The organism is Paenarthrobacter sp. YJN-D, assembly GCF_015040335.1.
GTDB classification, from domain to species: Bacteria; Actinomycetota; Actinomycetes; order Actinomycetales; family Micrococcaceae; genus Arthrobacter; species Arthrobacter nicotinovorans.
Window position 1 is genome coordinate 2,201,347 of sequence record NZ_CP053549.1, and the last position, 11,772, is coordinate 2,213,118.

At 64.2% G+C, this 11,772-nt stretch carries 10 protein-coding genes; 8 read left to right on the forward strand and 2 right to left on the reverse strand.

Annotation, left to right across the window (positions count from 1 at the left end; genetic code table 11):
* The first annotated feature begins 3 nt into the window (after positions 1 to 3).
* Positions 4 to 570, forward strand: a complete 567-nt coding sequence (locus HMI60_RS10390; RefSeq protein ID WP_018777313.1) for a GtrA family protein — start codon at positions 4 to 6, stop codon at positions 568 to 570.
* Between the two features lie 24 nt (positions 571 to 594).
* On the opposite strand, the gene HMI60_RS10395 is transcribed toward HMI60_RS10390, so the two are convergent.
* Entirely contained in the window at positions 595 to 1,290 is a 696-nt protein-coding gene (locus HMI60_RS10395) for a TIGR03089 family protein (protein ID WP_193589598.1), read from the reverse strand.
* 374 nt (positions 1,291 to 1,664) lie between these two features.
* Between HMI60_RS10395 and HMI60_RS21175 the strand changes: the two genes are divergently transcribed.
* Genes HMI60_RS21175 through HMI60_RS10410 form a run of 3 tightly spaced genes read left to right on the forward strand, consistent with a single transcriptional unit; the run spans position 1,665 to position 7,325 of the window.
* Complete coding sequence (locus tag HMI60_RS21175) at positions 1,665 to 2,210, forward strand: WhiB family transcriptional regulator (RefSeq protein WP_018777315.1); 546 nt, start codon at positions 1,665 to 1,667, stop codon at positions 2,208 to 2,210.
* Between the two features lie 11 nt (positions 2,211 to 2,221).
* On the forward strand, positions 2,222 to 5,608 hold the full coding sequence (locus HMI60_RS10405) for a glycosyltransferase family 2 protein (protein WP_193589599.1): 3,387 nt from the start codon (positions 2,222 to 2,224) through the stop codon (positions 5,606 to 5,608).
* Positions 5,601 to 7,325, forward strand: a complete 1,725-nt coding sequence (locus HMI60_RS10410; protein WP_189075887.1) for a DUF5719 family protein — start codon at positions 5,601 to 5,603, stop codon at positions 7,323 to 7,325. The genes HMI60_RS10405 and HMI60_RS10410 overlap by 8 nt, the downstream gene beginning before the upstream one ends.
* Before the next feature lie 54 nt (positions 7,326 to 7,379).
* Here the strand turns inward: HMI60_RS10410 and HMI60_RS10415 are convergent, their stop codons facing one another.
* Positions 7,380 to 7,898 (reverse strand): metallopeptidase family protein, encoded by a 519-nt coding sequence (locus tag HMI60_RS10415; RefSeq protein WP_018777318.1) that lies wholly within the window; start codon positions 7,896 to 7,898, stop codon positions 7,380 to 7,382.
* A 141-nt stretch (positions 7,899 to 8,039) separates the two neighbouring features.
* On the opposite strand from HMI60_RS10415, the gene HMI60_RS10420 reads away from it, so the two are divergent.
* The 4 genes from HMI60_RS10420 to HMI60_RS10435 all read left to right on the forward strand — a co-directional run bounded on the left by HMI60_RS10420 (position 8,040) and on the right by HMI60_RS10435 (position 11,638).
* Positions 8,040 to 8,417 carry a DUF3499 domain-containing protein gene (locus tag HMI60_RS10420; protein WP_026267105.1) on the forward strand — a complete coding sequence of 126 codons (378 nt, stop codon included), beginning with the start codon at positions 8,040 to 8,042 and terminating at the stop codon, positions 8,415 to 8,417.
* A 139-nt stretch (positions 8,418 to 8,556) separates the two neighbouring features.
* Positions 8,557 to 8,775, forward strand: a complete 219-nt coding sequence (locus HMI60_RS10425) for a Trm112 family protein (protein ID WP_018777320.1) — start codon at positions 8,557 to 8,559, stop codon at positions 8,773 to 8,775.
* Positions 8,776 to 8,820: 45 nt separating this feature from the next.
* Entirely contained in the window at positions 8,821 to 10,299 is a 1,479-nt protein-coding gene (gene ahcY / locus HMI60_RS10430; RefSeq protein ID WP_193589600.1) for an adenosylhomocysteinase, read from the forward strand.
* Positions 10,300 to 10,405: 106 nt separating this feature from the next.
* Complete coding sequence (locus tag HMI60_RS10435) at positions 10,406 to 11,638, forward strand: Ig-like domain-containing protein (protein WP_193589601.1); 1,233 nt, start codon at positions 10,406 to 10,408, stop codon at positions 11,636 to 11,638.
* Positions 11,639 to 11,772: the final 134 nt, after the last annotated feature.

Here is an 11,772-nt window from a genome sequence, read left to right on the forward strand (position 1 = left end):
GTCATGATCACCACACTCGCAGATCGCATCCGCGGACTTGCTTCGCTTTTCTGGCGCGAAGTAGCCAAGTTCGGCGCTGTTGGTGGTGTTGCGTTCGTTATCGACAACGGCCTCACGTACTACCTGATGCATGGCCCCATGACCGACAGCCCGTCCAAGGCACGTTTTGTCGGTGCCGTGGTGGCGACGATCTTCTCGTGGATTGCCAACCGGTTCTGGACCTTCCGGCACCGCCGGCAGGACAACGTTGTGCGCGAGTTCGTGATGTTCGTCATCATCAACGGTATCGGCATCGGTATCTCCACCGGCTTCACGTTCATTGCCAACTACTGGTTGAACATCACTGACAAGAACATGCTTTTCGCGGCCGGCGTGGTCGGCATCCTGGTGGCGACAGTGGTCCGCTTCTTTGCCTACCGCTTCCTGGTCTTCAACAAGGAACTCGACCAGGAACCCGAGTTCTCGCACGACCACGAACTTCTGGACATGCATCCCAAGGCCAAGGCGGGGGCGGAAGCCGGCGCCGGCAACCCGTCGACCGGCGAGTTTCCTTCGGTCAAGAAGCCCTGACAAACGCTAAGGCCGGCACAAACGCTAAGGCCGGCTGACGCGCTCGTTGTCCAGAAGATGCGCGGTGACCTCGACATCTTCGTGCACCAGCACTACGGAGCCGTCTTCTTTCCATGCTCCCAGGGCGGCCGAGAGGCATGATTCCAAGCCATCGCCGGCGCGGACCAGGAGGCGGACACCCGGTTCCTGCGCAGCCGCGAATCCCTCGAGGAGAGCCGAGTGCGCGTATCCGGCCGTGCCACGTACCGCGGAGTTTTCCGCCCCGGGTTCGTCATGCGCCATGAACACGTCGCCGTGGGAGCGGACTTCCGCCGCGTAATCCACGACGCCGGACGGCAGCTCGCCCGGCCAGCGCATCGCAAGCGCTGCGAGCGGCACGGCGACGACCGCGTCGAAGCCCGCCCCGGCGCCGTCGTCGGGCTTGTCGGTTATCAGCAGCTCCGCCGAGGTGCCGTCAAGCACGACTTCCATGCCCAGTTGCCAGGCGGCAAGGGCCCATACAAAGGACTTCCAGTGCGCGGGGAGGTCCAGCCGGACGGCCATTCCCGGCTCGGCATCGAGTTCGTCCTGCAGCAGGTTGCCAGTCTTGGCCACCCAGTTGTCGAAGACCCGTCCGGAGAGTTCAACACGCTCGGAACCGGGGCCGTACCAGGTGAGCCTGGGCGAGGTGGAATTCCCGGACCTCAGGGCGGTCATCAAGTTCACTGCCGGAATGCTCATGGATCAATCTTGCCACGCAGGTTCCGCACCACTCCGGGCAGCAACCCCTTGGATGTGAATTGCGACACATCAATGTTTGTCCATTCGCTGGGCTTCGGGAGGGTGCCGCTGCTATTTCCGCGGAAATTCAACGAAAGTTAACCTCAACCGATCCTGTGCTTCCATTTCCCGCGGCAATCCGCGGAAGCCGCGGCCTGGATGTTGGGCGTGGCGCATCCCACTTTTCCACAGCTTCTTGATTATTATCCCGGCGCGGCTTGACTGGCGGGTAGTTACACGCGTGTAATTAGTAATCAACGCCGCTGCGCAGACAACCGGGACACCGGGAATCGGAAACACATCCAAGCAGCAGCTGCAAACTCAGGAGGGACGCCATGGGGCAAGCGTTGCGTATCCAGGAAGATGCAGTCGTCGCAGAACATGCGTCGGTGAAATACCGTTCGCGGGAGGTGCCGGGAGACTGGTACGTAGATCCTGCGGATCCGGAAGCGGCAGACCGATACAACCAGAATGTGCAGCAGTCTTTGGAGGATCAGGCGACAGCCCTCCTCGCAGCACATGAGGCATTGATTGGCGACCTGCCGGCTGGTCCGGAAGAAGACCTCGACGATCCTCCCATGGAGCTGCGCCGTCCGCTTGAGACGCCCGGACAGCCTGTGTGGATCGGTCTCCCCGGCCAAGGGGATTTCGATGACGAAGGTGAACTTGGCTGGCAGACGGACGCGTTGTGCGCGCAGACCGATCCTGAAGCGTTTTTCCCTGAAAAGGGCGGATCGACCCGGGATGCCAAGAAAGTGTGCGGAGCGTGCAACGTTCGCTCGCAGTGCTTGGAGTATGCCCTCGCCAATGACGAGCGGTTCGGTATTTGGGGCGGGCTTTCCGAGCGGGAGCGCCGTCGGCTAAGGAAGCGAGCGGTCTAATTCTCAAGGAAGTGCACGTTACCGCCGTCGTGGTTTCCCACGACGGCGGCAACTATCTGCCCAGGACATTGGCGGCATTGTCGGACCAGACGCGTTCGGCAGATGCCGCCATTGGCGTTGATACAGGTTCCACGGACAACTCCCTGGGCCTGCTCCGGGAGGCCTTTGGCCAAGGCAATGCCACCACCTTCCACCAAGCCAAGTCAGGCTTTGGCGCGGCTGTCCGTGCGGGGTTGCAGGAGCTCGCTCCCGCCGCTGCTGCGACCGATGACAGCCGGACCGTGGAGTGGATCTGGCTCCTGCACGATGATGCGGCGCCCGCGCCTGACGCGTTGGCGGAGCTGCTCCATGCCGTTGAGCGCGCGCCGTCGGTAACCGTCGCTGGTTGCAAGCAGCTCGGCTGGGACAACGACCGGCACTTGGTGGATGTGGGCCTCTCAACGAGCCGCTGGGCTGAGCGACTCACCCTGATTGACGCCGACGAAGTCGACCAAGGGCAGTACGACGCCCGCTCCGACACGTTCGCGGTCAATTCGGCGGGCATGCTGATCCGACGCGATGTCTGGGAACAGTTGGACGGGTTCGACCCCGCGCTGCCCGGCAGCGGCGACGACGTCGATTTTTGCTGGCGGAACTGGCTCGCCGGGAACCGCGTGGTGGTTGTGCCCAGCGCCCGGATGTTCCACGTTGAGCACCGTCCCCATGGCCTGGGAACGTCCTCGGCAGCGCGCAAGGCCCAGATCCACCTGCGCCTGAAGCACACGCCCTGGTGGAACGTTCCGTTCCAGGCTTTGGGAGCACTTTTTGGCGCGGTTGTCCGCCTGGTGCTGAGCATCCTGGTGAAGGAGCCAGGCTATGGCTTCTCCCAGTTCACTGCCACACTTGCCGCTTTGATGCGTCCTGTCGCAATCGCGAGGGGGCGCCGCACAGCTGCGAAAACGCGACGGGTCCATCGTTCCGTCGTCCGGGGCCTCCAGACACCAACACGCGAGGTCCGGGCCAACCGGCGCTCCTTGCTGGAAGCCATCCGGCCTGCCGATGACGCCGCGCCCATGAGCGACCTGCTGGCTCCCGAACCAAGTGGCGACGCCGCCGACGACTTCGCCGCCCTGGCCACGAACGAACGTGGTTGGGTGGGAACGGGTGCTGTTGCCGCCGCATGCGTTGCCCTGGCAGCGGCCCTCGTGGGTTTGCTGGGTCTGCTCCGTTCCGACGCGATCACCGGTGGTGGGCTTCTCCCGCTTTCCGCGACACCGGCCGGGATCTGGGCCAACGGCTCCACGTGGTGGATTTCCCTGGGCGCCGGACTTCCGGGCCACGGTGATCCCTTTGGCTACGTCTTATGGGTGCTGTCGCTCCTCGGTGGCGGGGATGCGAATGCATCCATGGCGTGGCTCCTCGTCCTGGCCATGCCTTTGTCCGCTGTCGGAGCATGGTTCGCATCGGGTGCCTTGACCACCAAGCGCCGGTTCCGGACCGTGGCAGCCCTGCTGTGGGCCGGTGCGCCGAGTCTCCTGATCGCCATCAATGAAGGCCGCGTCGGTGCCCTCGTGGCGCACATCATGATGCCGTTGCTGCTCCTGGCCTTGGTGCGGGCGTCCGGATCTGCCATCGGTCAAACGAGCACGGCACAATCAAGCACGGCGGGCGCGCAGCGAAGCGCGTCAGCCGTTGCGGGCCGGTTCCCGGCCCCTCTTCGCGGTAAGCCCGGCATTAACGGGACATCCTCCTGGACGGCTGCAGCGGCCGCCGGCCTGGTGATGGCCGTCGTCACCGCCTCAGCACCGTCGTTGCTGGGCCCTATTGCCGTTGCAGTGATCCTCGCTGCCGTAGTTCTGGGACAGCGCGGCAAAACCATGTGGTGGTCGTTGCTGCCGACTCTTGCGTTGTTCCTTCCGTACGGCATTTCCGTCCTCGACAGGCCCCGGTCCCTGCTGGCTGATCCTGGACTTCCCCTTGCTTTTGATGCGGCTCCCTTGTGGCAGCAGCTTCTCGGCCAACCGCTGGCTTTCAGTATCGACGGCGGCCTGACAGGACTGTCGGTGTTCGGTCCCGGTGCTGTTCCGTGGGCTTTGATCCTGGCTTTGCTGATTGGTGCTCCGGTGTTGCTGCTTGCGGTGGCCTCGCTGTTCCTCCCCGGCAAACGCACAGCATTGGCCAGGGTGTTCTGGTTGGCTGCGCTGGCCACCTTGGCCAGCGCCTGGTTGGTGGGGCATGTAGCCACCGGCGTCAACAACAACGTCATTGTCGGGCCGTTTACCGGTCCGGCGGTTTCAGCATCAGGCATGTTGCTGCTCGGTGCTGCCCTGCTCGGAGCGGAGAAGCTCTTTTCGGCGAGCCGGCGGGCATCCGATCCTGCCCGCCGGAAGTTCCAGGTGCGTCGCGTCGCGTCCGGTGTGGTGGTTGCTCTCCTCGTTGCCGGGCCTGTGGCCGGAATGGGTGCCTGGGCTGCGCAGAACGTCCTGCAGCCCTCGACGTCGACGGATTCACCGGCTGCCCCGGCAGCCCGGCAAGCGGCCTCGTCATTGGGTAGCCCGCGTCAGGTCCGGCCGATGGAATCAGGCACGCTGCCTGCTACCGCCGTCGACCGCGGCCAGGGACCCGAGCGGACGCGGACATTGGTGATCACCAGCGGCGAGCAAGGTGCGTTTACCTCCTCGCTCATGCGAGGGGCCGGAACAACCCTGGACAGCTTGTCCACCATCGCCTCGGCGAGGACCATCATTGGCGCTCCCGGACGCGAGGAAATCACGAGCGATGATGCCGCTACAGCGTCTTTGCGGCGGGCAGTGGCCACTATCGTGGCGAGCACCGGCGTTGACCCGCGTCCCGACCTCGAGCAACTCGGTGCCGGTTTCGTGGTCCTCAAGGCCGCGGACAATGCTGCCCAACTGACGGCAAGCAGAATCGACGCCGTCCCAGGGTTGGTGGCTGTCGGCCAGACCGACGCCGGGTGGTTGTGGCGCGTAACTCCGCGGAACCAGCCCTCGGCGGGCGCCGCAGAAACGGCGCATCGTGTCCGTATCATCGACGCCCAAGGAAGCACTGTGGGCACCTTGCCTTCGGAGGATGTGAACGTCAACGCCAGCGTCCCATCCGGTGATGGGGGCAGGAAAGTGGTCGTGGCTGAGCGATCCGATCCCGGTTGGACGGCCACGTTGGACGGTAAGCAGCTGCAGGCAACAACATCCGGGTGGTCACAGGCGTTCGACCTGCCGGCCGGTGGCGGACAGTTGGAGATCCGCTACACGAACCCGTGGGCCCTGTGGCTCGGGATCCTGCAGGCCGTAGTGATCGCCTTGACGGTCCTGCTGGCGATCCCGATGCCTGCCCGCCGGTCCCGTACCGGCATGTCGAGGGACGAAGTCTCCCTCCGTAAGGAGTACAGCAGTGTCTGACGAGCAGAAGAAAAACGCCGACGACGCACCGCAGACGGCCGGCGAAACGCCGGTCGAGGACAAGCCAACGTTTAAAGGAAAGTCTCGCCGCGGCGAACAGTCTTCCCGCAGCGAACAGTCTTCCCGCAGCATGCGGGGGTCCCGAAGCTCCAGCAAAGGCATGGTCACCGGTGTTCTGTCGGCAGTGGTCATCCTGGCTGCCGGGGGAGGCGCTGTGGCTGCCAGCTCGATGGTTCCGGGTCCCTCCGGCGGCACGAGCACCGACGTGCAGCAGGCGGATGTTCCCGCCGGCAGGGCCTTGGGCGTCTGCCCGGAACCGGCCCGCCTGGTCAATGGGACAGTGGTGGGCACGGATGCTGACTTCAGCCCCGTGTCGACGACGGCTACCAGCGCGCTCAACGCTGTGGTGCTGAGCAATCCGGCCGGCACCGTTCCCGGCAGCAAGGTCACTTCCCTTGGAGGCGGGAACGTCGCGGAAATCGCCAAGACTCCCACGAGCACTCCTACGCCGACGGCGGGTCCCCCTGTGCTTGCTGCGGGCGTGGCTTCCATCAGTCCGGTAACCTCGCCCACGGTGGTGGAAGCCGGGCCCATCGGAAACGAGCAAGCATCCTTGGCAGCCCACCTCAGTTACTCGGCAACCGACGGCGACCTCCGTGGCCTCGCTTCCGCACAATGCCAGCCGCCGAGCAACGATGCGTGGGTGCTGGGCGCGAACACGGCTGTCGGCCGCACAGCTGTCCTCAATCTCAGCAATTCATCAGAGACGCCCGCCACGGTGAGCCTTGATCTCTACGGGTACGAAGGTCAGATTCAGGCTCCGGGAGCCAGGGGGCTTCTGGTGGCGCCGGGAACCACCCGCTCCGTGAACCTCGCCGGGCTCGCTCCGGGCCAATCCCAGCTGGGCATCCGCGTGCGCAGCACTGGTGGTCCGGTGGCCGGAACCATCCAGCAGAGCGTACTGCGCGGGCTGGCTCCCGGGGGAGTCGAATACCTCTCGCCGGGTGAAGGACCGTCGAACCTCCAGGTGATGTCCGGCGTCGACATCCAGGACTCGGAAGGCATCAAGGCACTCGCCGCCAAGTCAGGATTCGCGGACGCTGTGCCGGCCCTCCAGATCGCTGTTCCGGGCTCAACGGACGCCGTGGTCCAGGTCAAGTTGTATGGTGCGAACGGCGAGCGAAAGCTTCCCAACGGGGGAGTGGTGACGGTCAAGGGTGGATCGGTGGCCTCGCTGAGCCTCGACGGAGTTCCGGCCGGCAGTTACACAATCCGTGCCAGCTCGGACGTTTCCTTCGTGGCATCGGCCAGGGTCACCCGCGGCTCAAAGGCCGAAGAGGCCACCGATTTCGCCTGGTCTCCAGCATCGGCCCGGCTTGGCAGCCAGCACCTGGTGGCCGTTCCCCGCGATGGCCTGCGTTCCCTGAGCTTCGGGGTGCCCGAAGGCCGCGCTACCGTCAGCTACGCCCCGGTCACGGCCGACGGCAAAGTAGGCAAGGCTGTTGACATGGACCTTGCCGGTGGAACCACGTCAGTCATTGAACTCCCTGCAAAGGCCGGGGACGCGGTCATAGCGGGCTACGTTGTTTCCGCATCCGGCGATCCCGTCTACGGCGCGCTGGTCCTTGGAAAACAGGGCCGCAACGATGTGTCTGTTGTCGCGATCCAGGATGCTGCGGCGGGACTTGAAAAGGTTCCCGTTTCCGTCGGCTACTAGCGGCGGTTCGGTCCGCTGCAGGCCTCACCGGCCAGCCGGGTGACCGGCGTCGTCCTATTGGTACCGGCGCCGGTACACCGGGTCCAGTGTCTCCGGCGGTACGCCCAACATTTCCGCGGTGTATTCCACCACGACGTCATGGACGAGATCCTGCAACTCTTCCCTGGTGTTGGAGCCCTGCTCCACCACCCGGCGGTAGACCGTGATCATCGGCGGTTCTCCACGGCCGCCGGGAGTGTAGGACCCCATGGGTGCAGGGTTGCCGGTGGCAACGAGCTGCTCCAGGTTCGGCGGGATCTCATCAACGGCGAAGAGAACGCCGTCCAATTGTTTGCCCCACATGTCCTGAAGGCGTTCGGCGGAGTCAAGCACCATGTCGTCGAAACGCTCGGAACGCGTCCGGAAACCCGGAAGATTGGGCAGCATCAGCTCGCCACGCAGTCCCCTGCCATGACGGTTGCGGCGGCGTTTCCGGAACCCCCGCACGCCCGGTACGGCGTGTTCCTCTGTCTGATCGCCATCGGCGTCAGTCCACCGGACGGTAAACCCGGGAACATGTGGCTGTGACTGCATATATCGACTTTAGTCCTGAGGAACCGCCAGCGCGACATCATCGTGCGCACCGCGCCGGAGCTGCCGATACCAGCCCCTCCCGGGCAGCCACGGACGCTCAATGCGCGCCACGGGAGCCAAGTGGCGCTAATCTGGGATGTTGTGGGTGCTATTCGTCAGTGTTCAAGATCAGCCTGCCGCCAGTCTGCGGTGGCCACTTTGACGTACGTGTACGCCGATTCAACGGCCGTCCTGGGTCCCCTAGCCACGTACGCCGAACCGCACGCCTACGACCTCTGCACGCAGCACGCCGAGAGCCTCACCGTTCCCCGGGGTTGGGAAGTGCTGCGCCTGGCCATGCCCAGCACGCCACCGCAGCCCGGACCCGACGATCTGCTCGCTCTGGCCAACGCCGTCCGTGAGGCTGCCTCCGCGGCACCCGAAACGCCGGCCCGCCACAACCACACGCAGATGGAGCCGCCCGCAAGCGTCGAAGGTACCCGCCGGGGACACCTGCGGATCCTCCGCGAACCGTCCTAAGCCACCGAAGGTGACTGCACCGGCGTCGTGACTCAAAGCGGCGTCGTGATCAAAACCCTGCGATCTTGCGCGGTAGTCTGGAATCTGCAGATAAATCCGCCAGCGGCGCCAGGCCGGCGCCACCCAGGGAGCATCATTCATGCCAAAGGTCAGTCCTGAACTGTTGTCCATCCTGCGCTGCCCCGTGACGGGTTCACCGCTGGTCCAGGAGGGCGAGGAGCTGGTATCAACAGCTGCCGCCGCGGACGGCGAAAAGCTCCGCTACTCGATCGAGGACGGCATTCCGCTGCTCCTGCCGCCGGAACTCCTGGCAGCGGCCAACGCGGCCGGCTCCAGCCAGCATGATGCCAAGGCCTAGCAGCCCCTTTTTCTTAACACCCGCACGGTACCCCTAAGGACTTCCATGACTTTCGACTACAAAGTGGCTGATATTTCCCTCGCCGAGGCAGGCCGCCACCAGATCCGCCTTGCCGAGCACGAAATGCCCGGCCTCATGTCGCTTCGGGCCGAGTTCGGTGCTTCGCAGCCGCTCAGGGGTGCACGGATCGCGGGTTCGCTGCACATGACGGTCCAGACGGCCGTTCTCATCGAGACCCTCACCGCGTTGGGCGCAGAGGTGCGTTGGGCCTCCTGCAACATCTTCTCCACCCAGGACGAAGCCGCGGCTGCCGTCGTTGTGGGCAAGGGCACCCCGGAAGATCCCCAGGGTGTTCCGGTTTTCGCCTGGAAGGGCGAAACCCTTGGAGAGTACTGGTGGACTGCCGAGCAGATCCTTACCTGGCCCGGCGCTGAGACCAACCCCGAGCTGGGTCCCAACATGATCCTCGACGACGGCGGCGACGCAACACTGCTGCTGCACAAGGGCGTGGACTTCGAGGCAGCCGGCGCAGTTCCTGCCGCCACCGAGGACGATCCCGAAGAGTACGTCCACATCCTGAACCTCCTCCGCAGGACCCTCGCAGCCGACCCGCAGAAGTGGACGCGCTTGGCAGCGCGCATCGAGGGTGTCACCGAGGAAACCACCACCGGTGTCCACCGCCTGTACCAGCTCGCCGAGCAGGGCAAGCTGCTGTTCCCGGCCATCAACGTCAACGACTCCGTCACCAAGAGCAAGTTCGACAACAAGTACGGCATCCGCCACTCGCTCCCGGACGGCATCAACAGGGCCACGGACGTGCTGATGGGCGGCAAGGTCGCCGTCGTCTGCGGTTATGGCGACGTCGGCAAGGGCGCCGCCGAGGCGTTGCGTGGCCAGGGTTCGCGGGTCATCGTTACTGAGATCGACCCCATCTGCGCCCTCCAGGCAGCAATGGACGGCTACCAGGTGGCCAGGCTTGAGACGGTGCTGGCGCAAGGCGACATCTTCATCACGACCACCGGCAACAAGGACGTCATCATGGCCGAGCACATGCTTGGCATGAAGAACAAAGCAATCGTGGGCAACATCGGCCACTTCGACAACGAGATCGACATCGCAGGTCTTGCCAAGGTTGCCGGCGTCAAGAAGGTCGAGATCAAGCCGCAGGTCCACGAGTGGGTCTTCGACTCCGGGACAGCCTCCGAGCGGTCCATCATCGTCCTGTCCGAAGGCCGCCTGCTGAACCTGGGCAACGCCACGGGCCACCCGTCCTTCGTGATGAGCAACTCGTTCGCCAACCAGACGATCGCGCAGATCGAACTCTGGACCAAGAAGGACCAGCCAGCCGGGGAGCGCGAGTACCAGAAGCAGGTTTACGTTCTGCCGAAGATTCTGGACGAGAAGGTGGCGCGCCTGCACCTGGACGCCCTGGGAGTGGAATTGACCGAGCTGAGCAAGGACCAGGCAGACTACCTGGACCTGGACGTTGCGGGTCCGTACAAGCCGGAGCACTACCGCTACTAGCAGCCCTCCGCAAAGAACATTCGATGGCGAAAGGCCGGACACGCGAACAGCGTGGCCGGCCTTTCGGCTAGAATTGGGTGTTCGGTATAGCTTGCCGGGGGACAGGATGACGGGAACCATGACACAGGCCGCCAAACGGAAAACGGGCAAGGTCCTTGCCATCATAGGGATTTGCGCCGCCATTGTGGCGGGCGGAATCGGCGTGGCCACCATACCCGGATTGCTCCCCGGTTCTACGCAGAACAACGCTGCTGCACCTTCCCCGACTCCCACCATCGAGGCCAAGCCCGTGGAGTTGGGCATCACTCCGCTGGATGGGGCTGTTGAATGGAATCCCGTGGTGGGTCCCCAGATCAAGGCGGTCAACGGCAAGGTCAAGGATGTCGTTTTGACCCCTGCCGGTGGCGGGGCGCCCGTGGTGGGCAAGATCAGTCCTGACGGCTCTACCTGGACTACCCAGGAAGTCCTGAAGTTCAAGACGCAGTACAACTACTCCTTCACCGTCGTGGACACCGCCGGCAAGGAAACCAAGAAGACCCAGACCTTCACCACGGTTTCCGCCGCGTACGAGGCAGACGCGTCCATCTACCCCCGTAACGGCACCACGGCAGGCTCAGGCCAGCCCATCGAAATCAACTTCAGCGAACCCGTCGTGGACAAGGTGGCCATGGAGAAGCGGGTGGCCATCACTGTGTCGTCCGGCCAACCTGTGGCATGGCACTGGTACTCCGACAAGAAAGTGCGGATCCGGCCCGAGGCATTCTGGGCCTCCGGCACTACTGTCACAGTGGACATGAAGCTGCTTGGTGTGGATTTCGGCAACAACATGATCGGTAATGGGGACGTCGTCTCCACCTTTACGACGGGTCCGCAGCGGATTGCCGTGGTGGATGACACCACCAAGACCATGAACGTGTACTCCGACGGCCAACTGCTCCACACCGCGCCCGTGTCTCTCGGCGGCGAAGACTGGCTCTCGCCCACCGGTTACGCAGTGATCCTGGAGCAGGAACGCAAATCCAATTTCAACGCCGGCAGCATCGGCCTGAAGCCCGGCGACAAGGGCTACTACGCCCCAATGGTGGTGGACTACGCCAACCGCCTCACGTGGTCCGGAGTCTATGTCCACCAGGCGCTGGAATCAGCGTGGGGAGCCATCGGCCGCGTCAACGTCTCGCACGGCTGTGTCGGCCTGCTGCCGGATGATGCCGCTTGGTTCTTCAACAACATGAAGACCGGCGACGTGGTGCAGATCCTGAACACGGGAGCCCCGGCTGTCGAGCCACTGGAGGGTTTCGGCGACTGGAACATTCCCTGGGCCAGCTACGCCCAACGGTAGACCTGCTGTTAAGATGGCCGCAGTGATTATTTCCTGCGCGCTTTGACCCGGACTTCGCTTTGACCCGGACTATTTGTGCCGACCATGTGTTGGCCTCCACTTTGTGCTGCCCTCTGGTGATCACGGGTGTCCCT